A 23,087-nucleotide genomic window follows, 5' to 3' on the forward strand; every position below is an offset into this window, starting at 1 on the left:
CTAACTAATAACACCGATGGTAATTATACCCCACGTCAGTTGAAATTGCCACTGGATATCGACGAGAAAGGCAAAATGACCGCTATCGAGTACACCATTTACGAGCAGCCGCAGCCGCTGGAGTTGGAAAACCCGATATTGGAAAATCCGACAACGGATAACCCGACGTCGGAAAATCCAACGCAATTAAATAAAGAAGAACAAAAGACTGGCTTACCAAAAAAAGAAAAATCAAATACGGATTTATTAAATACCGATTCCATTCCTATCCTTTCCCCCGCCCCCTCTCCTTGTGAGGGCGCGGCAGAGCCGCCGGAAAGGAAACGAACGGAAAGGAACGACGCATACAAAATCTATGAGGAAATCATCAAGGAAAATATTGACAATATCATACCCGCCGCCGTATCGCCCATGTCGTCGGTCAGGTATGCGCTGTCCGTTTTCGGATAGGTTAAGAGCTTCTTTTCATAAAGGGGTTGTGCAAGGTCATGGGTCTGCTTTGCAGTATAGCCGTAAATGCGGTTTGCTTCCCGCTGTAAGCTCGTCAGGTCAAAGAGTTTCGGCGGGGCTGCGTTTTTCTTTTCGCGTGTTACCGAAACACAAGTTGCCTATGCAGCTTCGCAGGCGTTGACGACTTCGGAAACGTCGGCGCGGTGCATAAGCTCCTTTAAGACTTTGAATTGCTTTCCCTTGTCGTCAGCGACGCTGTACTTCCATTCCTGCGGCAGAATGGGTAAGCTGTCATAGCTCCATTTCCTGTACTGCTCCCCGTAGGCGGCGGCTTCCGCAAGCCCTACCAAGTGTCCGACGCACCATGAAACAAGGTAGCCGTTCCCCTCAATATATCCGTTCTTTTTCTGTTTCACGCCAAGCGTGGCGGCGATAGTCTGCGCCACGCTCGGCTTTTCTGCAATGATAAGTTGATACATAGTTTTCCTTTCCAACGAAAAAAGCAGCCCTTTCATGGACTGCCTTTCTCATTTTTTCATATTCAATTTTAGAAGTTGCTCGGTATATAGCGTACTGTAACGATATGCACCTCTTTCTTTTGTTTCAACACACGATAAATGATAGTTTAATTTTTTACAAATTATATATGTCTTTTTGTCTATCTTTTTATATCTTCTCAAATGTCCGAATAGCCCCATTTTATCAGCTATTCGGGCATTTTGTATTAGTGGTAAACCTCACATATCAAGGTCTAACTTCTTATATTTTCCCTATCAAACGTGGTTAAAATCGTGGTAAATACTTCTTATGCGATTAGACGCTGAACCTCTGATTTTGCGGTATCTATGGACGCATGAGCATACCAGTTCATTGTGATACTGATATTTGAATGCCCCATCATATACTGTAAATCCTTTGGGTTCATATTCTTGCTTGCCAACCTTGTGCAGAACGTATGGCGTAGCGTATGTGGTGTGATATGTGGCAAGAGCCTGTCCTTCGTCCCCTTCACATAAGGAAGTGGAGGGGACGAGGGCAGCTCTGACAAATTATGGTATAGTCATTCGTGGCTATGCCGTTTTTTGTTCCTTTGCACGCTTTTGTTTTAAGCGTTCTTGGAACATTTCTTCATATTCTTCAGCAGACGGGGCTGTAATGATACCAACACCGTTGTAGTAAATGTCAATCGGATATACGGTTTTTCCGTCTATGATCTGCTTTTTTGAAACCATAATGTAGTCGATAAACTCATTGACAATGGCAGGAGTAAGTTCCTTGATTTCCGTGTATCGCTTGACCTTTTCCACAAACACAAGCACATTTGCAATTTTATCGTCCTGTGCTTCGATTTCATTACGCAGCATAGCAACCGTTTCTTTAAGCGATTTCTGCTCTGCCTCATAGCTTGCCGACATTATCGAAAAACGCTCGTCGGTCAGTTTGCCCGATACATTGTCCTCATAAATCCGCTGGAATAGAACATCTAATTCTGAAATACGCTTTTCGGATTTTGTAAGTGCTTGGCGTTTCTTGGCAAGCTCCTTTTTCTGTTCCTCGTTTGATTTCTCAAATTGTTCCCGCACAAATTGCTTTTCAAAAGCCTGTACATAGAACAGAACACGCCGTAAACTTTCAAGCACTAAGGCATAGACCACCTTTTCTCGGATATAATGGGCAGTGCAGTTTACCGTATTCTTGCGGTAGTTGGAGCAGAAGAAATATGCCTGCTCTCGGCTGTAATTATTTGTTACGCTGTAATACAGCTTTTCGCCGCAGTCCCCACAGTAAAGCAATCCCGAAAACATACTGACCTCGCCTGTGCGGTTTGGTCTGCGTTTGTTCGCCCGAAGCGTCTGCACAAACACCCAAGTTTCCCTGTCAATAATAGCTTCGTGGGTATTTTCAAAGACTTTCCATTCTTCCTTTGGTCGCTCTATTTTCGTTTTATCCTTGAATGAGCGTGTAGTGGAACGGAAATTTACCGTATCGCCGATATATTCCTGTCTTTCAAGAATATCCGCAACAGTCCTTGCCGCCCACTTATGCGGAACAGCAGGTAATGCAGAGGTTTTTCTGCCCTGTGATTGCCAATATTCAGTTGGCGTTGGAACACCTTCCGAAAATAGAATGTTTGCTATCTGTGTTGGTCCATATCCCTCAACGCATAAGCGGAATATTTTCCGCACAACCTCGGCGGCTTCTTCATCAACAAGCCATTCATCGGGATTAGCTTCATTTTTCTTGTAGCCGTATGGAATAACTGTTGTGAGAGGCTTTCCCGACATTCCCTTGTTCTGGAATACCGCACGCACTTTCTTTGAAGTATTCTTGGCGTGCATTTCATTAAACCAGTCCTGCACGGGAAGAAAATCACTTAAGCCGTCTTTGGTGTCGATATTATCCATAATGGCGATATACCGAACACCTAAACGCACAAAATCTTCTTCCAAGAGCTGACCGACAACAAGGCGGTTTCGTCCGAGCCTTGAATGGTCTTTGACAATGATTGTTTCAATCTGTCCTGCTTCGGCAAGCTCCATCAGTTCCATAAAAGCTGGTCTTGTGAAACTTACTCCCGAATACCCGTCGTCTACAAAGAACTTGGTGTTCTTAAATCCATTTTCCTTTGGCAATTCTGCAAGCATATCGTAAATACTGTCGATGGCTTCTCGGATAGTTATATCTTCAATGATTTCGTTCTCTTCGCTCATAATTCAATCCTTTCTCAATATTAGGCACAGAGATATTCTTTCATCTGTGCCTTTATCTTTTCTTTTGCGATGATTATAGACCGCCGTACCGCCTGCGGTGTGCAATGCTCCATTGCTCCAATCTGATAGTAGTTTAAATCATATTCGTGATAGAGCAGAAAACGCCGCATTTGGTTTTCTGGCAGGGCAGCTATCACTTTGTGGAGTAACTCTGCCTGTTCTTCTTCAATGATAAGTTCATCAACATCTTTCGGAAGTCTTAATGCCCGTTTGTTTAGCGTTTCATCATTAATCTCTGAAAATTCTCTGTGCCGCCAATCCCAATTTTCTAATTTCCGATTATCAAGCTCCAATCTGCGAAACGCCATATAAAAATCATAGGACACATTCAATTCGTAGGATATACCTTGCCCGTCTTTGAAACTGATAAAATATCTCGTTCCGCCCTCTGTCACTTCCTCCCGCAGTATATATGTTCTGCTCCGATACCACATTCTTTTTTCCTCCTGCTGAAAAATGGGTGAGAGGTTTTGCCCTCTCACCCAACAGCCCATAAGGAAATGTGGTTTTCTCCCTTACGCCTTAAATTGTTTCAGCTTTTTCGCAGATGGTCTAATCTTGCATAAATCGCACCCGTTGTTAAGCCGACAAGCGGAGCAATCTCCTTTGTGGAATACCCCTGCATTTTCAGCAGGACAATTTGCAGGGTACGCTTGTCCACCGTGAGCAATGCTTGATACAGATTTTCGTTTTCAATTTCATCAAGCATATCTGCAACTGTACTCACTTCAATCGTCTGCTCTTGTGCAATGGTTTCTTCAAGGTATTCTGCCACATCGTTTAAGTAACGGTAAAACCGCCTGTCGGAATTAAACTCTGCTCGGTCATAGGTGTAAAGAAGGTCAATAGTACTTTCCTCAACACCTTTTCCTCGGCTTCTTTCCAAAGCCGCCATTTTCTCTCTGCCTTTCCGTGGTTATATGCCATTCTTGTTTTCCTCCAATCTGAATTTTTTTGAAAAATCCAAATTGTGAGGCGGTGAGCGACAGCCGACACTCAGAACAGCCTTGCGGCGTGTTCTTACAAAAAGCGACAAAAGAAAAACCGCAAAGGCTGTCAAGCCAATGCGGATATAGGCGTTATTATTTCTATTATGTAGATATTTGACATCGGTTTTTAGGGTATAAGAGTGCCACGCAGAAGCAAAGATTTTTTTAACAAGTTATCCTCGCTAATCCGTGAACTTATGTAGATAGCTGCCGCTTCTAATTAGCAGCGGCGTTATGGTATCAGACCAACACAAAAAAATCCCTCCAAACTCAAAAACGGGTTTGGAGGGTTACTTTGTTTAATTTAGGCGTGAAGACGCAGCCCACCAAAAGTACCGTTTTTTTATTTGGTGGACTTGTCCTATATGTAATATCAATCTAATTGCAATCCTTTAGTCCATTGTAAAATGTTTGCAAGTATTGTATGGCTTCCATCCTGCTAAATCCCAAATTGAACATATTTTGGGAAAATGAGCAACACAACTTCATTACTGTTTCGTCACGCTTTTGAGCAATAAATCGTTCATTTGAGATTACAGAGTAATTTCCGCTTTTTGATATTCACTATTTGAAAAAGTCCAATGCTCAATAATCATCGTTCCCTCTTATTATCTGTTCTTTCCGCAACATTCCCCTAATGATGCCGATAAAATCGTGGTCGGTTTTCTCGCAAAAAATTATACCGCTTAACTCAGCTTTTCTTGAAAGCCCATTACCTTCATCGGCAGACATCAGTATAAACGGAACGCAAATATTTCTCTCCTTGCAAACTTGCAATAAGTCAAGACCTGTACCGTCCCGCATATTATAATCAGAGAAAATCATATCAACTGTTATTGTTTCAAGCACTTTTAATGCGTCATAAACGCCAACTGCTTCATAGGCTTCAAATTCCTTATTTAACAACTCTGCAAAAAGATGTCTGAAAGTTTCATCGTCATCAACAATCAGAATTTTCTTTGAGTTGGTATCTTTAGCAAAGTCTCCTTTGTAATAGGTCATAAAGTGTCTCCTTTATCACACCAACGGATAATGTGGTCTGCGATTATCCATATGATGTAAATTATCCCTGCGAGTATACCTATGGGTATCAGCAATATCCCTGTAAAGATACCTCCGATACCCATTACGGTATACACTAAAAATTTTCGATATTCCTTAATTTTCCACATCTTTGACTGTCACTTCAAGAGTTCCGCTGAAATTGTCACCCTTAAAAACAAGGTAGTTATCACCCGATGAAATGGTGTATTCTTTTTCATCTTCCGAAGTGCTGTTTGTAATTGTATATTCATCACTACCAGCAATCCAATTCAGTTCCGCAGTCCCTTCATCTATGGTGAGTTTATAGGTTACGGAGAGTTGATTTCCATTCTCACGATTCAAAGCAGTTCCGCCAAAGATAAACTCTTTCCCGTTAAAACCATCGTAGGCAGCCGTATAAGTACCTGTATAGGCATCAACGCCTTTTTCCTTTTCGCCTTTCAGCTCTTTATCTTTTGTTAAGGCGTGCTTGCTAAAGGACTGCATCCAACTATTCCAACCATCAATCAGATTATCTTTCAAATTTCCTTTGTCGTGATTAGAACTGCATCCTGCAACACAAAAAGTCAGACACAACACTAACATTAGAGAAAGAACTATTTTAGATTTTTTCATAGCAAATGTACCTCCTTACATAATTTTCGGTATAATCATCATTCCTAAAAAAGCAACACCCGCAACAGCATAAAGGCTGTTTACAATTAAGCAGACTTTCATCAAATTGCTTTGAGCCTTTGCCCTGACATACGAGATAATTGTAAATACTCCGCTGAAAATCATAAACACAGCATAGCAGGCAATCATAATTTCAGCGACAGGCGATTCTAATGCCCAGTCAAAAGTTCTCAATGGCAGGATTGTCCACGGAACAAAAAGCATAATGGTACTGACAGCGGTTAAAATTTTGTTTTTCATAATTATCTCCTTTCAGCCTGCCCGAAACGAAGGCAGGAAACACTTAAACATAAAATTGTAATAACAATGGCAACAGGTGTCCACGGTATGAATTCGACCTGTGCTGTATCAAGATTGGTTGCCAGTTTTCCATATTCCGATGTGATAACAAAAAACGGATAAGACATCGGATAGGTAAACCACGCTTTTGTATTGATTATCAATACTGACGGCACGATTGACGCCAAACCGATACCAATGGAAAAAATGGGTGTCTTAATACATACAGACAGGAGCCAGAAAAATGCGAGCATCGGAATTGCCGATACAAAAATCAGTCCTGCTTCCTTAAAAACAAATAATGGCTGCAAGATGAAATTGTAATCCTGCATTTGTGAAGCTATCCCTGCACTCACGAAATACATAAGGGCAGTCATCAGTATTTGAAATGCTGCCAGTGCAAGCAGGACAACAAATTTAGCCAAACATAACTCAGCAGTAGCGATTGGCAGGGAAAGCATTTTCAAAATACCCTTATTGCTTCTCTCTGTCATATTCAGTAAAACCGTACTCACAACCATACTTGCAGGAAACATAAACCACGCCATTCCCATAAATCCTTGTATCAAAAAGTTGTTTTCGGGTGAAATCCCCTCTGCCTGCATTCCAAAATTCAAGTCAGCATTAAAGATAGATGGAAGCCAAAGAATAATGGCTGCAACCATCAAAATCAAAAGGATTTTGGAACGGCGTATTTTTTTGAACTCAATGCTAACGAGCGAAAAAAATTTCATTCAAACGACCTCCTTACCTTTAAGAATAAGACTTCCGCAATTCCAATGATAATGATTTCAACCACTGCGGCAATCATAAAATTGCAGGCGGTATTTTCTGCTGTACCTGCAAATATCTGAAATGGAAGCGCAAACGGAAACAATGATAAAACGAAACTCCTTGTGGGCAGCATAGTAGCCGTAAATACACATACAACGCCGATGCCGAGGGATACCCACATATTTTTACACACCGAGGCAATGAACAGCGAACCCAACGCCGATGGAAGCATTAACAGCAAAGCATATCCAAAGTTTTTCATCACTTCTATCCATACCTCACTGGTCATTTCAAACCAATGACAGGAGCAGAAAGCGATACTTGCAGCTTCTATTACCAATACCACAATGCACATAAGCAACATCAAAGTGACCTTTCCAAAAAACAATTTGCTCTCTTTAATCGGAAGCGTACACATTTTCTGGATAGCATTGTCTGCATATTCCGTGTGGTACATCAAGCAAGCTCCCGCTACAATAAGCAAAATATTGAGCATCGCCATCATTTGCCAATTCGCATCCAGCAAAATTTGAACAGGCGCAGCGTGAATCCCCAAATAGTTTTCTGAACGGACTGCCATATTAAGGACAGGCACTACCGCCGCCAAAAGTCCTCCAAATAAGAATGCAGGCGTAAAACCTGTCCGTTTTACTTTTTTACACTCCAGAGAGAAACTCATCTTGCACCACCTCTCTGCCTGTTGTCGGCATCAATCAAGGCGAGGAAAGTATCTTCCAGATTGTCGGTAGGATAGCCCTGCGCCGTTGCATTAAATTTCAGTTGGTCAAGCGTCCCCTCGAACAGCAGATGACCGTGATTGAGAATGCCGATATTGTCTGCCATCAGTTCGATTTCGGACAGCAAGTGAGATGATACCAGCACGGTGCAGTCAAACTTCTGCGGCAAGGAACGGATAAGCGTTCTGATTTCGTGAATGCCAACAGGGTCAAGCCCGTTGGTCGGCTCATCAAGAATGAGGATAGGCGGTTTTCCAATCAAGGCACTTGCAAGCCCTAACCTCTGCTTCATACCAAGCGAATACTTTTTTGCAAGTCTGTTTTTATACTGCGTAAGACCCACAAGCTCCAACGCTTCGGGAACAGCAGATTTGGGTAACCCCAGAATTTTACGGATAATATCCAAGTTTTCCTCACCGCTCAAATTTCCATAGAAAGCAGGGGCTTCAATGAACGAGCCGACTTCTTTCAAAATTTCAACACGGTTTTCTAGATATTTTTTGCCATCAATAACGAATGCCCCACTTGTCGGCTTCGTAAGACCGAGAAACATCTTCATCGTGGTGGATTTACCTGCTCCATTCGGACCGAGGAATCCGTAAACTGTTCCTTTCGGAATATGAAGATTGACTCCAGATACAGCAGTAAAGTCTGCATATGATTTTGTAAGGTTTTTGGTTTCAATGATATTCATATTTTTGCTCCTTTCTTATTGCACTCTCATTTTACAGCCGCAACCTTGTGTCAACCTTCTCTCTACCTTACATCTACCTTACATTTTTTCGCACAATGGAAATAGGCAGCGATTTATGCTATAATGAGAATTGGAAAGGAGCGAAGTATATGGGCTTTGAACACTTAAAAAATAAACGCATCCTGCTTGTTGATGATGAACAGGAACTTTTAGATATGGTCGTATCTATTCTGAAAGAAGAAGGCTTTTGTAATATTTGGACGGCTAAAAATGTGAAAGACGCTCTTTCTGTTGCTGAGAAAGTAAAGCCAGAGATTGCTATCCTTGATGTAATGCTGCCTGACGGCGATGGATTTCACTTAATGGAGCAATTAAAGCAGAATGGTGAATATCCCGTACTCTTTTTAACTGCCCGTGGCGAGGACGAAGATAAATTCAAGGGCCTTGGTCTTGGCGCAGATGACTATGTCGTGAAACCATTTCTTCCAAAAGAACTTGTTTTCCGTATAATGGCAATTTTGCGAAGAAGCTACAAAGACGAAACTCCGCTTATAAGGCTTCAAAACAGTGAAATAGATTTTGAACGGGCTGAGGTAATAAGGAACGGCGAACATCTTCCGTTGACTGCAAAGGAACACGATATTTTAGCTGCTCTATACCGTAATGCGGGACGGATTGTTACAATTGATGCTCTGTGTGAGGCTGCGTGGGGCGATAATCCCTTTGGATATAAAAATTCTTTGATGGCGCACATTCGGCGTATTCGGGAGAAAATAGAGGAAAATCCCTCTCGCCCTGTATCCTTAATCACGGTCAAAGGTTTGGGATACAAACTAATGGTAGGGGGAAAGTGATATGAAAAGCCTCCCTAAACTGATACGCCGATATGTGAGCATTATGCTCCTTAGCTGCGTACTGCTTCTTGTATTGAATGTCGTTTTGCTCGCTGTCTTTACCGCAAGACAAGCACCAAATGCCTATCCGTGGAAAACTGCTGAAGAGGTTGCGGACGCTCTACACCAGACAAATGACGGCGGGTATGCTCTGCCCGATGCAGTTTCTCTTGAACTGAAAGATTCTAATGCTTGGGCAATCCTCATAGATAACGAAACAAAGCAAGTAAAATGGCAAACCGCTAATTTACCAGATACCATACCTCTTTCTTATACGCTTTCGGATATAGCAAGCCTAACCCGTGGATATATAGACGGGTATCCTACATTTACGGGTGAAATGGAAGATGGTCTTATTGTATTGGGTTATCCCCAAAACAGCTTTTGGAAACATATGTGGCCAAGCTGGGACTATGAATTGATAGCTAACTTACCTAAAACCATCCTATCTGTTTTTGCCATCAATGCGGCACTTGTTTTTTTGATTTATGTGGTTGCCAATTCTAAACTGCTGAAATCTATCAAGCCGATTGTAAACGGAATACAAAGCTTACCAACAGGTGAGTCTGTATATATTAAAGAAAAAGGTCTGTTGTCTGAGCTTGCAATGAATATCAATAAAACATCAGAGATTTTACAATCTCAAAATAATCAACTTCACAGAAAAGAAACAGCAAGGGCAAATTGGATTGCGGGAGTTTCTCACGATATTCGGACTCCCTTATCAATGGTTATGGGGTATGCAGGTCAATTAAAAGATGATACGCATTTGACGGACGATGAACGCCAAAAAGCTGCGATTATTGTAAAGCAAAGCGAACGAATGAGAAATCTGATAAACGACCTCAACCTGGCTTCTAAACTTGAGTACAATATGCAGCCGCTTATGGAAAAACAGGAAAACGCTGTTGCGATTGTAAGACAGGTCGTAGTTGATTTTATCAATACCGACATAGATAATAAGTTCCCTATCGAATGGAAAACAGACGAAAACATTTCAGCTTGCTTCATTAACGCTGATAAAGATTTGATAAAACGAGCTGTTTCAAACCTTATACAAAACTGTATAAGCCATAACGAAAACGGCTGTTCCATTTTTGTTTCTGTTCGGGCAGATGGACAGAATTGTATCATCTGTGTTGAAGATAACGGCAAAGGTGCTTCTGACGAACAGATTGAAAAACTCAATAACACACCACATTATATGGTCTGTGATACCAATACCACGGAGCAACGCCACGGTTTAGGTTTGCTTATCGTAAAGCAGGTGGCGGCATCGCACAACGGTACTGCTACGATTGAACATAGCTCTCACGGCGGATTTGCAGTAAAGATAACCTTGCCTTTACTACAAGAAAACTGAATCTCAGACAACAGAAAGAGCCTATGAATTGTGGGAAACCTCACAGTTCATAGGCTCAGTTTTCAATAAGGGATTTTAGGGGTTTTTGCCCCTAACAAGCGAATTTGGCTAATCAAATTCAGTGCTTGGCAAGACATAATCTATCGCAGCTATCTTTAATTGCTTGGCAACCATTGTATACATTTAATTTGCTTTATACGGTCAAGTATACTCAGCATCTTCTATTTAACTACCTGCTTCAACTATTTAAAAGTGTTCAGTTTACTATTATTGACTTTAAACCAATAAGCAGATATAATATAGAAAAGTGCCCTATTGATAATAAGAAATTAGGTCAGTTAAGTAGAGGTGGAAAAATGCTTCAGAAAAATGACATTGAAATTTTGAGAAAGCTGTTTAGCCAGCACAATTATATTATGACTACCACTGAACTAACAGCTTCAAAGCTATATTACGCAGATATAAAATTGCTCTTAGATGAAGGTCTGATTGAAAGGGTAAGACGGGGCTACTATCATTGGATTGAAGACTCTGGAGAAAGCGAAATTGTAATTATCAATCGTCTGTTTCCCGATGCAGTCCTTTGTATGGAAACAGCTCTTTTTTACTACAGATACAGCGACCGAAATCCTGCTGAGTGGAATTTTGCAATTGATAAAAATGTTTCAAAATTGCGTACTAAAATTGATTATCCATTTATTAAGGCGTACCGTGTTGAGTCTGCATTGGTTACACTTGGAGAAACCAGAGGAAAAATTGATTCTATTGATGTCCGTATTTATGACCGTGACCGTACCATTTGTGATGTGATGCGGAATATGAACAAGATGGATAAAGAAATTTTTAATAAGGCAATACAGGGGTATGTAAAAGACCCAAAGAAAAATGTCCCTAACCTAATGAGTTATGCCAAAGTACTACGGGTGCAAAAGAGAGTGAAAGAATTGATTGGAGTGTGGTTGTAATGGCAGATAAAGCGGCTTCTGTCCTTGCGAAGCTTAAAAACAAAGCAAAGGCATCTGGTATCAGTTATCAGCAGTGCTTACAGCTTTTTGTACAGGAAGAATTCCTACGCAAACTTTCAAAATCTGGATATGAGGATAACCTCATTCTCAAAGGTGGTCTGTTTATTTACACCCTTACCAATTTTGAGAGCCGAGCTACGATTGATGTGGACTTTCTTCTTCGAGCAGCTTCTAATTCGATTGAAGATGTAAAGGTGCTTATAGGGAAGATTATCAATACGTCTACGGGCAATGATTATATTTCTATGACGGCTAAAGGCTTTGAAGAAATTTCACCGCAGAGAAAATATCACGGCATTAGTGCACAGATTATTGCTCAGATAAAAAATGTTCGTGTTCCATTTAATGTAGATATAGGTGTGGGCGATGTCATTGTGCCTTGTGCTGAGAAACGGGCAATTAACACACAATTTCCCGACTTTGAAGCTCCTATTATCAAAACTTACTCTCTCGAAAGCACTATCGCAGAAAAATTCGATGCAATCCTGCAACGATTTGAGTTGACAGGCAGAATGAAAGATTTTTATGACATCTATTATCTGGCAAGGACTTTTGACTTCGATGGAGCGAGATTGCAGACGGCAATTTTTGAAACCTTGCAGAGGCGAGGAACTCCCTATGACCGAGATAGCTTCAAACGGATTGCTGCACTTGCCGAAGATGAGGATATGCAGAAACGGTGGAAATATTTCTTGAAGAATATCAAGGATAATACTCTTGAGTTTACTGTTGTGATTGATGAACTCCAAGTATTTCTTGAGCCCGTGTTTGAAGCAATAGTGAATGAAGATGAATGGCAGAAACAATGGAATTATAATAATTGGAACGGAGGTTGTTGATTTTATGTTAGGTAAAAATATCAACGGATATATTATGAAAGAATTTAAGGGCAGTGGCTCTTTTGGCTCAGTGTATTCGTGCGAAAAAGATGGAAAAACTTATGCAATTAAGTTGTTTAATTTCTCATATGTATTTTCTGAATTTTCCAAAGGATCAGATAATCGAATCACTCGTGAAATCACAGCACTAAAGTCTGTAAATCATCCGAATGTAGTATCTTATGTTGATGACGGTAATTTTTTTGACAATGGTGTTAAATATCTCTATGTTGTTATGGATTATATTGATGGTGAAGACTTGAGTCAATATATCAGAGATAACAATTTGAGCATTGAAACAGCAATTTCTATTTTTATCAAGATATTAAATGGAGTAAATGCAATTCATGAGCAGCACATAGTACACCGTGATTTAAAGCCGGCCAATATTTATATAACCAAAACTGGAGAAATTAAAATCCTTGATTTCGGATTATCAAAATTAATTGATTTTACATCAATTACAAGTACAGGAGCAGAAATCGGTTCTCCTCTCTATATGTCTCCTGAACAAGTGAGGGATGGAAAGAATATTGATTATCGTTCGGATTATTACGCATTAGGTGTTATTTTGTATGAATTGATTTCCAAGAACAATCCCTACGGAAAAGTTCAATCAAGAACAGAACTTTATTTTAAGATAATTAATGAGGCTCCAATCAGCATAAGGCAATATATTCCAACGATTCCGAATCAAATAGATAATCTTATTTCGGCATTGTTAGAAAAAGAAAACTATAAGCGTCCGAATAGTGCGACAGAAGTATTACAATATATCCAATTAGTCAACAAAACCGAAGATGAGACGCCTACTTTCAAATTTACTCCTTCATTCTTTTTGCGTACTTGGAATGAAAAAAGTGTCCTTGAATCTTATAGAAAAGATGGGTATGATGTTGAGAATTATATTTTTCCAATCAATCACCAGAATCAGCAAAAAAATCTCTTGAAAATTATAATGGATTCTGGTTCGAATTATCTGATTGACCCCGCTACTATGCGTTTGGCGTATGATACATTTTCTGAAGTGAAGGGACTTGTTTCCTTACCATATGCACCGCAGGGATTGAGTAGATTAGAACTTGATGATTTAAAGATGCTTTCAGCAAAACAAGACTATGTAAAAAAAGTAGTTGATGCACAATTACAATATAACCCTTCATATATTGTGTCTCCTTTTCATGTAAGTAATAATTCTAATTTAGTGCGTATTAAAGCTACAGATGATGAAAACTGGTTTTCGCTAGATGTAAAATTACTATATGAAACAAAAGATTATCTAAAAAGCATTAATTGTGATTCTCCACTTGTTGGGGGCTTTTGTATCAAAACAGATATTCTTACAACAAAGTCCGAAAGAGAATATTTCCTAAATGTTGTATCTGCACTGCCCTGTGATATGTATTGGATTTATGTTGATTGTATTGATAATAACTCAAATCCTTCTCAGCTTTATAATTACGCAAATACCTTGTTGACATTACAGAAATCTACTGGAAAACCTGTAATAGCTGGAAGAATAGGAACTTTTGGACTTGTACTCTTGTCATTTGGATTATTCGGATTTGAATCTGGAGCATCTCGTTTTGAAAGTTTTTATGAGGACTTATATAAAAACGCAACAGATAGCTATAATATGTATTTAAATTATTATTTCTCAGGTTTATTAAGAAATGTACCTATTGAGCGTAAAAATCCAGCAAAAATAATTAGACTTTTATCATCAACTACAGGCAAAGACATTTCTTGTGATTGTCCCTATTGCAAAGGCAAAAGACCAGAAGAATTAGTAAATGAGCAGCTTTCAAAAAAGCATTTTCTATTTAAACGTCAAGAAGAAATAGAGAAATTACGCTCATTTGAGAGTATAACTGACAGAGTAGCCTACATAGAAATTTGCATTCAAAATGCAATAGATTATCATAAAGCGTTAAAACCGATTTTTAAAACTGATGATTATAATCATTTTAAAATATGGCAAACAGTTATACAAGAATTGAAAAAGGATTGGTTATAAAGATGTTAGAATCAGAATTAGTTGATAAAATCACAGCATATCTTGGAAAATACAGGATAAGGTATGCAAAGGAAGTTCGTATGGGAATAGGAGTTCCTGATGTATCTATAAATATTGGTGCTATGAAATCTATGGCACTAATATCAGATTACTACTTATTGTCGATTGCAGAGTATATAAACGGCAGAAATAAAGCAACTATTTGCGAAATCTCAGAACATTTTTCTTTTGATAAGATTAAAACGCAAAACTATATAAATCAATTGGTATTAGAGAGAATTGTTAGTCAGAAAGATAATGTGGTTCATATTAACAGAAAGATATTTGGACTAAATCTGGGTAAAACCATATCAATCGAAGCCAAGCTCAAAGACTGGAGAAGTGGTATTTTACAAGCCGAAAGATATTTAATGTTTTCGGATTTTTCTTATTTGGCATTGCCTGAAAATAAAATTCATAATGTTAATCAAGAACAATTAAAAGAAAAAGGTATTGGACTATTATCAATTGGTGACAAAAAAATAGAAGAAATAGTAACACCAATCCAATCAGCAGAGTGTGAATATAAGCAAAAGTATATGCTTACATCAGCAATTATTAAGAACAATATGCAAGTCACTAAAAGAAAGCCTGATGGTGTGTTTTCGGAATTATAATTAATATACAGACTGCCTAAGTTGTACCAGTCTGCCTATTAATTGCTAAGGATTTATTGTAAATTGTCAGATTCTGAAACCTTTGACCTACAGAAGCTTCCTAAATATCCCACTTCCCCTAAATAGCGGAAAAGACTATGTTAGCAAGCTTTCTCGTTAACATAATCTTATAAACGGACAAGTTCACAAGGTATGAGAAAAACAATAAATTGGCATACTTAAAGTAATTAAGAGTTATCAGACAAGGCTGTGAATGTAAAATTAACCTCAATTCTGCTATTTAAAGGGGACGAAGACTTCATTTCTAAATTGTAGCGAAACCGAACCGTACATTCTTGCTGTCACAAGAGTATGCGGCTCATTATTTTATAGCATTTATTTGCAGATTAACTCATTTAAAACAATTTCTTCCGCTTGTTGCCGAATGAAATTCATTTTTCTAACCCATTCCATAGGACTGTCAGCCTTTAGTTGTTCAGTAATACCCTGTGCTGTTTTTAACTGTTTTACAATCCGATAAAAACGCTCTCGTGCCTGTTTATCAATCTCAGACAGATAGGCTTCAAGCATTCCACTTGTAAGTAAATTGATATAAGTCAACCTGTGATACTCTTGTAAATATCTCAAATGCTGTTGTCCATAAATACCAATATCGCTTTCTTCGCTCTTAGGAAGTGTAAAATTTGGAATTAAATAATTACTTTCATTATGGTATGTACCACCGAATTGTTCAAACAATGATTTCATTGTAGTTTTCCTCCATTATAATTTAATTCTTGCTACAAATTCATCATATCCAACTATCATTACACATACTTATAGATGCCGCGAAGGGGCACTTCCTTATGTGAAGTGTCCCTTGTGGTGCTTGTTGTATTTCTTTACCATACGGACAAATAGCGTTGTGTAATCAATCGCCACCTTTGGCTTGCCTTTGGAATTGATAAACAAGAAATCTTTGTGTCCGTCTATCTCCATTGACCTTATCTTTGGGCGTTTCTTAATCACTCTGTGAAATGCTTGTATCGTTTCCTTGCTCAATGGCACGTTCCTTACTCCGCTTTTGGTCTTAGGTGTTTCAATGTAATAGCCCTGTTCTTTGCTTTTCAATAGCTGGTGGTCTACTACTACAACCTCATTCGTAAAATCAATGTCCGCCATTGTCAGCCCACATAATTCAGAAATGCGAAGTCCCGTTTTCAACAGTATCAGCACATCATCATAATACTTATGATACACATTGTCTGTCTTGATGAATGACAGTAAGGCTTGTTCCTGTTCCTCTGTCAATGCGACTTTCTCCTTTGTATCGTTTTCTATGACTTCACTTAACTTGAAATCAAAGGGATTTTTCCTCACGCAATCGTCTTGTATAGCGATATAGAATGACGCTTTTAACGAGCGTTTATGATTGTTAATGGTGTTGTAGGAAAAACCATTCTCTTTCATGCGTAACGCCCATTCCTTAGCGTCAGAGGGTTTTATCGTGTCAATGCTCCTAGCACCCAACTTGTCCTCTTTCAATAACCGCATGAGCTGTTCCCGTTGTTTCTGTGTGCTTTTCTTCACGTTTGCCCTCTGTGCATTCTGTTTGGCGTAGAGCTGGCAAAGGGTCATTTTCTTGCCTGTGCTGTCGATACCGTCCTCTATATCCCGTCTTATCTGCTGTTCCAGTTCCCGAAGTGAGGGCTTTTCCCGTTTTCCCTTTGGTGTCGGGTCTGTGGGTGTCAATCTCCAAGCATACACATATTTTGTGTTTCCAAATGCGTCTACATATTTATATAAGTATTTTCCGTCTGTTCGTTGGCTCTCTCCAGTGTGCAAGATACGTCCTTTGTTATCCCGTCTTTTTTCTTTCATGGTGTCTGCTCCTTTCCTTGTTGGAAAGAGCCTTGATATGACTTGTGTTCATCATAACACATACAAGGCTCATTTGCACTAGATAGCGTCCAATTTATCAATGACCTGTTCAAACTGTCGGCGTTTAATCTGTATGCGGTTGCCATTCATAATGAGCCAGCCAGCGTTCTTGTTTTCCTCTGCCAATCGTCTTAACTTGTTTTCTCCAATGCGGAAATATTTTGACGCTTCTTCAATGGTAAGGGTGTATTTTTCCCATACGGGAATGTCCTGTGCATTACTCATAAAACACCCTCTCACTTTCAATGACCTCTGCTATATCCGTACACATCTGTTCCACAATCATTTCCTGCTTTTCGGTAAGGCTTGTTACTTCATCAATCATTTTCATATAGTTTGAGCCTGTTAGCCTGTCGATTTCTTCTATCATCACGATGGACGGTATGACCTGTTTTTCCAGCCATTGCAGAGTGCGTTCCATATTGACGGGTACAGGGTTCATTTCAAAAGGCAGATTGTCATGGGAAATGAATATCTCCCACAATGGATAGTCGGGAAAATCTACAAAGTCAGTAATCAGATAAAAGACCAGCTCACGAGGATTCTGTGTCAGTAACAGTTCCTCTACTGCCTGTACCGCCTTTGTGCTACGCAGGCGGATTTCAAAGCGGTTCTTGATGTCTGTCTGCTTATTCTTGTTTGCCTGCTCCTTGTCCTTTTCATACAGGCAGAAATATTTCGTACTTGACTTTGAGCCGATATAAAGAGTGTTTGCAGACTGGCGATTTTTTCCGCCTAGCCTGCCACTATGGACACTTTCAAAACTTTTTGAGCGACATTCCGTATTTCCCCTGTGGTATTTTTCAGACAGGACAGGAATATCCAGCAGACCGCACATATCGTTGATTGCCAAGTCAAATCTACGGATAACACCGCCACAGTCAAGACAGCGATTTAAGAATGAATACCAATCCCTGTTCTGTGCCTGCAAGACGTATTCCATGTTGCGTGAGCCTGCTCCTTTTAATTCCAAGAATACACCCATGTGTTCTTCATCAGAAGCCATAACCTTGATTTCCCCATAGGCGTAATGCTCCTTATAGCCATAATACCCATAGTCATAATGGATAAAATAGTTTGCTTTCATGCCGAGTACCTTTCGGATAACTTCCAATGTATTAGTCGTTGGAAATCGGACGGACAGATAATCAACAAGCAGATAAAAAGGCTTATCACAGACATAGTAATTCAGACAACGCAGGATAATGTTCTGTGTTTCCTTGCTGGCGTTGGCTTTTCCGTTCTCAAAGCGGTTGATACTATATCTTGATACATGGGTAAGACCTGCCAGCTCTCCTTGTGAAAGACCGCTGGCAAGACGCTTGTTCTTCATTTCAAGTGCAAATTCTAAGTTGTTCATTATATTCCTCCAATCTCACAATAGCCTTGAAATACCTGTAAACCAACTTTCAAAAGGTGTGATATGCACCATCTTCTTAAAACTTCTCATTACTCCTTACAGCTTTGGGGTTGTATGGTTTTTTACTTGTTTTTTGTGAAATAGTGCCCCCCTGTTAGATAACGGGGGCACAGATAAGGCTCGCAGGCTCGCCAGCCGATAAAGCATTGCCGTCCTTTGACGGCAGAGCCGTCATGGCGTTGTTGCTGACGCACGCCACCAGTCCTGCAATGCTTTATCAGCCAGTCCTGTTTTTTTACCTTTTCTGACAAGTTCCATTTCAACCGATATTCATATCTACGAGTTTAATCAGATAGGTATTTCTTCTTGAATGTCTTTATATTTCATTCTATTGTGCTTATTCATTCACAAGAACATAGTAATTCTTATATGCTTATTTACCAATATCTTTTTTTATCTTTACAAACTATATTAAGCGTGATAGACTTATAACAGCGAAGATATAACGAGATATGGATGGTTATGCGATGAAAATAAGCCATTTAGGAAATAATATACAGACCATAAGAAAATTCAGAGGAATGAAACAACAGGAGCTTGCGGACAAAATCGGTATCAATATGCAGAGCCTTTCCAAGATTGAAAGAGGGTTGAATTATCCTGCTTATGATACGCTGGAAAAGATAATGGAAGTGCTGGACGTAACACCGAACGAATTGCTATCGGGGGAATGGAAATATGTCAATCAAGCAGAAAAGGAAGTCTGCCAGTTTCTAAGAGCGGAAGAACGTTTAAATGCAGAACTGAAACATGGACATTATGATAACTTCTTTGACAGCGAAGAAGAATGGCTGGAATATGAATTAGAACAGCTACGCAAATATATTACTGATTATATCAACGGGAAGAATATCAAGGCAAGCGACCTTTACCCAATCAAAGAAGTTATCCAGCATTTGAAATTTCAGAAGATTTTAGACCGTTATGATGATTTATACAGCATGGATATGTTCGGGGAAAGCACAGAGGGACACAAGTATAAAACACCTTACTATGCTGTAAAAAGGATAAATCCAAATTTAAAAGAAGATATGGAACTGTTATCGCAGTTACCGTGGATAACAGGCAAATTTGATTTTGGTGATGAGGACGAGTAACTTTTTTCCTCTTGCGAGAAGATACAGCAAACAAAACGCCCGATCAAGAGTGCAAAGCACCACCAATGGTGGCAAGCTCTTGACAGGGCTTTTTCTTTTCTGTGTTGGGTAATCAAGAGGAAGAAAGGGATAAAATCTGATTTATGGTAAATAAGACGAAGGCAATGCAGGTATCGCAGTTTGAGCTTGTGCTACATAAGGATAGTAACCGGAAGATTGTAAGATAGATTTATAACGGCGTGCATTTTTTTGTAAGTCTGCACGCTGTCCTTTGCCTTTCATTCATCTCTTATCCTAATACCTTGATTATAATCTCCTTTGTGGATAATAACAAAGGAGGAATTTATTATGGCGAAATACGCATATATCCGAGTTTCAAGCAAAGACCAGAATATTGCAAGGCAGGTCGAAGCCATGCAGGAAATTGGACTGACAAAGAAACAGATGTATATTGATAAACAATCAGGAAAGGATTTTATACGCAAGAATTATCAAAGGCTGGTAAAAAAGCTGAAAGCAGGCGACGAGCTTTATATTAAGTCCATAGACCGTCTGGGGCGTGATTATGATGAAATACTAGAACAATGGCGTTATCTAACAAGAGTAAAAGACATTGACCTAATTGTGTTGGATTTCCCTCTGCTTGATACCAGAAATCAAGTGAATGGCGTTACAGGAAAATTTATAGCAGATTTGGTATTGCAGATACTTTCCTATGTCGCCCAGATTGAAAGAGAAAATACGAAACAAAGACAAGCGGAAGGAATACGTATTGCAAAAGAAAAAGGCGTACAATTTGGTCGACCAAAGCATGATTTCCCAGAACAATTTGAAGAAATTTATCAACTGTGGGAAACTGGGAAAATAAGTATGCGTGAGGGTGGACGACGACTAAATACCCATCACACAACATTTGCGAGGTGGATAGCCCGTTACCAACAACAAAAGGCATAAAAAGTAGACTTTCTACGCCACTTCTAAACTTAAGTTTTTTGTACTGATTTAAGTTTAAAACCGCTGTTTTTATCCAAATTTATCCTATAGTAAATGATAACACATACGGCACAAAAAGTCTGCTTTTTGTGCCGTGTATACTTCTACCATTCAATCCTTTTTATCCTGATGTAAATATCATAATCTACATTGAGGGGAGGGGGAAAACGAGATAACGGCAAAACGAAGACTTTTCATAATGAGAAATCGGGAGAGCGAACCAGAGAAACAACGGCTCATGGAGATGCAGGATTTGCCCTGTCTGGTTCAAGACCCCACAAAAATGAACAATCAAAAAAGGAGAAAACAAGATGAAATCAAAAAAATTAAAAAGCATTCTCGCCTGTGTGCTTGTATTATGTATGGTCTTTGGCATTCAATCTAATCTTGCCTTCGTTTTCGCACAGGAAAATGATGATACCATAGTGCAGGAAAATATAACTGATTATACAACAGATGAAACTGATACGGCTGGTGCAACAATGGACGACACTAAAGATACAAACACAACAGGCAAAGATAAGGTAAACACAGAAGCAGAGAGTGAACCTGTGAAGATGAACAATAGTATTACTCCTGCAAGTGAAAAAATCCCACAGTCTGATGGTGCGGTGGTAGACAGTGAAACGACTATCACTAGTGATACTACTTGGAGCAATGAAACAATACTGACAGAAAGTTTAAAAGTAAATCCTGATGTTACTTTAACTCTTGGAGCAAATGTAACTATCTCTGGAAATATCACTATCTCTGGCGGAGGTACTATCAAACGTGATACAAATTATACTGGGATATTGCTTTCTGTACCCGCTGGCTCTAGTCTGACACTCAACAATATTACTGTGGATGGTGGTGCAATTTTTGGAACAATATATAATCCTGAATATGATGTAAATGAGGTTTCTTTTGCAACGCTAGGACATAGTTTATATAACATAGGTACAAAGAATAGTGATTCTATAGTCTATGTGGAAAATGATGGAGAACTTGTGATTTCTAGCGGAACATTATTAAAAAATAATGACCGAACAAATGGTAAAATGGAAGCAAGCAATCCGACTGCTGGAGCAATTAACAATTTGGGCAAAGTTACTATGAATGGTGGAATGATTACACGCTGTCGTGCGGGAGCTGGTGGAGCTGTCTTTAGCAGAGGTACTTTTATTATGACTGGAGGCGAAATTTGTAATAACGCTGGATATCGTACTGTGAATAGTGACTATGCAGGAGGTGGATTACGAGCAATCGGTCCAGCATATCTGAGTGGTGGTATTATTCATCATAATGTTTCGAGCTATGGCGGTGGTATTTATTGCGAAAATACATTAGACATTGGTGGCAATTTTCAACTAAAAAATAACTATGCAACAGCTGCTGGTGGCGGTATTGGGTGCTCATGGGGTAGCAATGGTCTTCCATCAATAAATATGATGGGTGGCGAAATTACCAACAATCAGATCGGTAGCGAAACAGTTTCATGGGGTACACGAGAAGGAGCAGGTATTACTGGTGCATATTACAATTTCAATATGACGGGGGGAATAATTAAAAATAATACTATTGCAGATGATGCTAAAGGAGATAAACGTTCTATTGATATACTCAATGCTTCACACACCTCAAATACTCATACATTTAAAATTAGCGGAAATTCTATAATCGGAAATGGAAAATCTGGTGGCTTAGGTTTATGGCATGAGTGGACTTTTAAAAATACATTTTCTATCAGCGGAGCATTAGATACTGATTCAAATATTTATATTACGGAAAATTATTATTCAGGTTTGAAAGCAGGTGTAATAATTATTCAAGCTACAAATGAATACAAAATTGTTTCCAGTGATATTGAGAAAATCCACATTGGCAATGAAAATCTTTTTGCTTATCTCGACTCAGCTAATAATGTTGTTAAAATTACTGATTTGAGGCTTAATGGTGGAACAGTTACGGATACAAGTCCTTTAGGAAAAAGACAGTTGCCAGTTCCTGTCAAGGAAGGCTACATCTTCAATGGTTGGTATAATAAAGAAGAGTTTAATGGTGAAATAATGAATACAGTTGAAGAGGGACAAATCTATTATGCCAAATGGACTGAAAAAACGTCTACATCTGTTTCTTTCAGAGAGAACTTAAATTTGAATAAAATCTATGATGGAAATGCTATGTCTTTATCAGAAAATGATTATATCGTAACAGAGGGTGCAGGAAAAGTAACATTCACTTATCAAGAAAAAGATGGCAACAAATGGAAAGATATTACTTCTGCTCCGATAAATGCTGGCACATATCAAGTGAAAGCAATCGTTGAGGAAAATGATACTTATAAGAGTACAGAAACTGACTGGAAAGAGTTTACAATCAGCAAGGCAATGCCGACTTATGAAGTACCAACTAACTTGACAGCTATTGTTG

21 protein-coding genes and 5 pseudogenes are annotated in these 23,087 nt (G+C 39.2%); 10 read left to right on the forward strand and 16 right to left on the reverse strand.

Translation table 11 applies throughout. The features are described from left to right. Positions 1-60 precede the first annotated feature (60 nt). Positions 61-384: pseudogene (locus tag E1963_RS10440) on the forward strand (helix-turn-helix domain-containing protein); the annotation flags it as partial. Between the two features lie 2 nt (positions 385-386). Here the strand turns inward: E1963_RS10440 and E1963_RS20635 are convergent. From E1963_RS20635 to E1963_RS10510, 11 genes and pseudogenes are all read right to left on the reverse strand, one after another. After that, positions 387-929 (reverse strand): annotated as a pseudogene (locus tag E1963_RS20635) (DNA topoisomerase); the annotation flags it as partial. Between the two features lie 326 nt (positions 930-1,255). Beyond that, positions 1,256-1,465 (reverse strand): annotated as a pseudogene (locus tag E1963_RS10460) (tyrosine-type recombinase/integrase); the annotation flags it as partial. A gap of 55 nt (positions 1,466-1,520) precedes the next feature. After that, positions 1,521-3,161 carry a recombinase family protein gene (locus E1963_RS10465; RefSeq protein WP_132277755.1) on the reverse strand — a complete coding sequence of 547 codons (1,641 nt, stop codon included), beginning with the start codon at positions 3,159-3,161 and terminating at the stop codon, positions 1,521-1,523. 20 nt (positions 3,162-3,181) lie between these two features. After that, complete coding sequence (locus tag E1963_RS10470; RefSeq protein WP_132277757.1) at positions 3,182-3,655, reverse strand: RNA polymerase sigma factor; 474 nt, start codon at positions 3,653-3,655, stop codon at positions 3,182-3,184. Positions 3,656-3,753: 98 nt separating this feature from the next. After that, a pseudogene (locus E1963_RS10475) lies at positions 3,754-4,148 on the reverse strand (RNA polymerase sigma factor). Positions 4,149-4,795: 647 nt separating this feature from the next. Continuing rightward, positions 4,796-5,212, reverse strand: coding sequence for a response regulator (locus E1963_RS10485; protein ID WP_132277759.1), 417 nt, complete (start codon positions 5,210-5,212; stop codon positions 4,796-4,798). A 156-nt stretch (positions 5,213-5,368) separates the two neighbouring features. Continuing rightward, positions 5,369-5,869, reverse strand: a complete 501-nt coding sequence (locus E1963_RS10490; RefSeq protein ID WP_132277761.1) for a hypothetical protein — start codon at positions 5,867-5,869, stop codon at positions 5,369-5,371. A gap of 15 nt (positions 5,870-5,884) precedes the next feature. Continuing rightward, a complete protein-coding gene (locus tag E1963_RS10495) occupies positions 5,885-6,169 on the reverse strand; it encodes a hypothetical protein (RefSeq protein WP_132277763.1) in 285 nt (94 codons plus the stop codon). Positions 6,170-6,171: 2 nt separating this feature from the next. Continuing rightward, on the reverse strand, positions 6,172-6,942 hold the full coding sequence (locus tag E1963_RS10500) for an ABC transporter permease (RefSeq protein WP_132277765.1): 771 nt from the start codon (positions 6,940-6,942) through the stop codon (positions 6,172-6,174). Continuing rightward, a complete protein-coding gene (locus E1963_RS10505) occupies positions 6,939-7,661 on the reverse strand; it encodes an ABC transporter permease (protein WP_132277767.1) in 723 nt (240 codons plus the stop codon). Before E1963_RS10505 ends, E1963_RS10500 begins: the two co-directional genes overlap by 4 nt. After that, the gene (locus tag E1963_RS10510) at positions 7,658-8,413 is read right to left on the reverse strand and encodes an ABC transporter ATP-binding protein (protein WP_132277769.1); all 756 of its coding nucleotides are present in this window, start codon (positions 8,411-8,413) and stop codon (positions 7,658-7,660) included. Before E1963_RS10510 ends, E1963_RS10505 begins: the two co-directional genes overlap by 4 nt. Positions 8,414-8,562: 149 nt before the next feature. On the opposite strand from E1963_RS10510, the gene E1963_RS10515 reads away from it, so the two are divergent. From E1963_RS10515 to E1963_RS10540, 6 genes are all read left to right on the forward strand, one after another. Continuing rightward, positions 8,563-9,267: a response regulator transcription factor gene (locus E1963_RS10515; protein ID WP_132277771.1), complete on the forward strand. Its 705-nt coding sequence runs from the start codon at positions 8,563-8,565 to the stop codon at positions 9,265-9,267. A 1-nt stretch (position 9,268) separates the two neighbouring features. Next, on the forward strand, positions 9,269-10,669 hold the full coding sequence (locus tag E1963_RS10520) for a sensor histidine kinase (RefSeq protein WP_132277773.1): 1,401 nt from the start codon (positions 9,269-9,271) through the stop codon (positions 10,667-10,669). Between the two features lie 356 nt (positions 10,670-11,025). Further along, complete coding sequence (locus tag E1963_RS10525) at positions 11,026-11,634, forward strand: type IV toxin-antitoxin system AbiEi family antitoxin domain-containing protein (RefSeq protein ID WP_132277775.1); 609 nt, start codon at positions 11,026-11,028, stop codon at positions 11,632-11,634. Then, positions 11,634-12,533: a nucleotidyl transferase AbiEii/AbiGii toxin family protein gene (locus E1963_RS10530; protein ID WP_132277777.1), complete on the forward strand. Its 900-nt coding sequence runs from the start codon at positions 11,634-11,636 to the stop codon at positions 12,531-12,533. The genes E1963_RS10525 and E1963_RS10530 overlap by 1 nt, the downstream gene beginning before the upstream one ends. A gap of 4 nt (positions 12,534-12,537) precedes the next feature. After that, positions 12,538-14,589, forward strand: coding sequence for a serine/threonine-protein kinase (locus E1963_RS10535; RefSeq protein ID WP_207669405.1), 2,052 nt, complete (start codon positions 12,538-12,540; stop codon positions 14,587-14,589). Positions 14,590-14,591: 2 nt separating this feature from the next. Further along, positions 14,592-15,245 carry a hypothetical protein gene (locus E1963_RS10540; RefSeq protein ID WP_132277781.1) on the forward strand — a complete coding sequence of 218 codons (654 nt, stop codon included), beginning with the start codon at positions 14,592-14,594 and terminating at the stop codon, positions 15,243-15,245. 375 nt (positions 15,246-15,620) lie between these two features. Here the strand turns inward: E1963_RS10540 and E1963_RS10545 are convergent, their stop codons facing one another. From E1963_RS10545 to E1963_RS10560, 4 genes and pseudogenes are all read right to left on the reverse strand, one after another. Then, entirely contained in the window at positions 15,621-15,992 is a 372-nt protein-coding gene (locus E1963_RS10545; RefSeq protein ID WP_132277783.1) for a TnpV protein, read from the reverse strand. Positions 15,993-16,103: 111 nt separating this feature from the next. Then, positions 16,104-17,105 (reverse strand): annotated as a pseudogene (locus E1963_RS10550) (integrase DNA-binding domain-containing protein); the annotation flags it as partial. A 78-nt stretch (positions 17,106-17,183) separates the two neighbouring features. Further along, positions 17,184-17,390 (reverse strand): excisionase, encoded by a 207-nt coding sequence (locus E1963_RS10555; RefSeq protein WP_132277785.1) that lies wholly within the window; start codon positions 17,388-17,390, stop codon positions 17,184-17,186. Further along, positions 17,383-18,525, reverse strand: coding sequence for an XRE family transcriptional regulator (locus E1963_RS10560; RefSeq protein ID WP_132277787.1), 1,143 nt, complete (start codon positions 18,523-18,525; stop codon positions 17,383-17,385). The genes E1963_RS10555 and E1963_RS10560 overlap by 8 nt, the downstream gene beginning before the upstream one ends. 581 nt (positions 18,526-19,106) lie before the next feature. On the opposite strand from E1963_RS10560, the gene E1963_RS10565 reads away from it, so the two are divergent. Further along, positions 19,107-19,682: a helix-turn-helix domain-containing protein gene (locus E1963_RS10565; RefSeq protein WP_479686850.1), complete on the forward strand. Its 576-nt coding sequence runs from the start codon at positions 19,107-19,109 to the stop codon at positions 19,680-19,682. 141 nt (positions 19,683-19,823) lie between these two features. Here E1963_RS10565 and E1963_RS23075 read toward each other — a convergent pair whose 3' ends face one another. Beyond that, positions 19,824-19,964: a hypothetical protein gene (locus E1963_RS23075; RefSeq protein ID WP_201272028.1), complete on the reverse strand. Its 141-nt coding sequence runs from the start codon at positions 19,962-19,964 to the stop codon at positions 19,824-19,826. 66 nt (positions 19,965-20,030) lie between these two features. On the opposite strand from E1963_RS23075, the gene E1963_RS10575 reads away from it, so the two are divergent. Both E1963_RS10575 and E1963_RS10580 read left to right on the forward strand, forming a co-directional pair. Then, positions 20,031-20,636, forward strand: a complete 606-nt coding sequence (locus E1963_RS10575; RefSeq protein WP_132277791.1) for a recombinase family protein — start codon at positions 20,031-20,033, stop codon at positions 20,634-20,636. Between the two features lie 350 nt (positions 20,637-20,986). Next, positions 20,987-23,087 (forward strand): MBG domain-containing protein (locus E1963_RS10580; protein ID WP_243117674.1); only part of this gene is annotated, 2,101 nt, incomplete at its 3' end.

The organism is Extibacter muris (assembly GCF_004345005.1).
Taxonomy (GTDB): domain Bacteria; phylum Bacillota; class Clostridia; order Lachnospirales; family Lachnospiraceae; genus Extibacter; species Extibacter muris.

What these genes read in the sequence shown, in the direction of transcription:
- E1963_RS10500 (WP_132277765.1), bottom strand. Translation starts at nt 6,942, where the DNA reads ATGAAATTTTTTTCGCTCGTTAGCATTGAGTTCAAAAAAATACGCCGT.
- E1963_RS10540 (WP_132277781.1), top strand. Translation starts at nt 14,592, where the DNA reads ATGTTAGAATCAGAATTAGTTGATAAAATCACAGCATATCTTGGAAAA.
- E1963_RS10575 (WP_132277791.1), top strand. Translation starts at nt 20,031, where the DNA reads ATGGCGAAATACGCATATATCCGAGTTTCAAGCAAAGACCAGAATATT.
- E1963_RS10525 (WP_132277775.1), top strand. Translation starts at nt 11,026, where the DNA reads ATGCTTCAGAAAAATGACATTGAAATTTTGAGAAAGCTGTTTAGCCAG.
- E1963_RS10510 (WP_132277769.1), bottom strand. Translation starts at nt 8,413, where the DNA reads ATGAATATCATTGAAACCAAAAACCTTACAAAATCATATGCAGACTTT.
- E1963_RS10515 (WP_132277771.1), top strand. Translation starts at nt 8,563, where the DNA reads ATGGGCTTTGAACACTTAAAAAATAAACGCATCCTGCTTGTTGATGAT.
- E1963_RS10485 (WP_132277759.1), bottom strand. Translation starts at nt 5,212, where the DNA reads ATGACCTATTACAAAGGAGACTTTGCTAAAGATACCAACTCAAAGAAA.
- E1963_RS10495 (WP_132277763.1), bottom strand. Translation starts at nt 6,169, where the DNA reads ATGAAAAACAAAATTTTAACCGCTGTCAGTACCATTATGCTTTTTGTT.
- E1963_RS10470 (WP_132277757.1), bottom strand. Translation starts at nt 3,655, where the DNA reads ATGTGGTATCGGAGCAGAACATATATACTGCGGGAGGAAGTGACAGAG.
- E1963_RS10535 (WP_207669405.1), top strand. Translation starts at nt 12,538, where the DNA reads ATGTTAGGTAAAAATATCAACGGATATATTATGAAAGAATTTAAGGGC.
- E1963_RS10545 (WP_132277783.1), bottom strand. Translation starts at nt 15,992, where the DNA reads ATGAAATCATTGTTTGAACAATTCGGTGGTACATACCATAATGAAAGT.
- E1963_RS10505 (WP_132277767.1), bottom strand. Translation starts at nt 7,661, where the DNA reads ATGAGTTTCTCTCTGGAGTGTAAAAAAGTAAAACGGACAGGTTTTACG.
- E1963_RS10490 (WP_132277761.1), bottom strand. Translation starts at nt 5,869, where the DNA reads ATGAAAAAATCTAAAATAGTTCTTTCTCTAATGTTAGTGTTGTGTCTG.
- E1963_RS10555 (WP_132277785.1), bottom strand. Translation starts at nt 17,390, where the DNA reads ATGAGTAATGCACAGGACATTCCCGTATGGGAAAAATACACCCTTACC.
- E1963_RS10565 (WP_479686850.1), top strand. Translation starts at nt 19,107, where the DNA reads ATGAAACAACAGGAGCTTGCGGACAAAATCGGTATCAATATGCAGAGC.
- E1963_RS23075 (WP_201272028.1), bottom strand. Translation starts at nt 19,964, where the DNA reads ATGAAAGGCAAAGGACAGCGTGCAGACTTACAAAAAAATGCACGCCGT.
- E1963_RS10530 (WP_132277777.1), top strand. Translation starts at nt 11,634, where the DNA reads ATGGCAGATAAAGCGGCTTCTGTCCTTGCGAAGCTTAAAAACAAAGCA.
- E1963_RS10560 (WP_132277787.1), bottom strand. Translation starts at nt 18,525, where the DNA reads ATGAACAACTTAGAATTTGCACTTGAAATGAAGAACAAGCGTCTTGCC.
- E1963_RS10465 (WP_132277755.1), bottom strand. Translation starts at nt 3,161, where the DNA reads ATGAGCGAAGAGAACGAAATCATTGAAGATATAACTATCCGAGAAGCC.
- E1963_RS10520 (WP_132277773.1), top strand. Translation starts at nt 9,269, where the DNA reads ATGAAAAGCCTCCCTAAACTGATACGCCGATATGTGAGCATTATGCTC.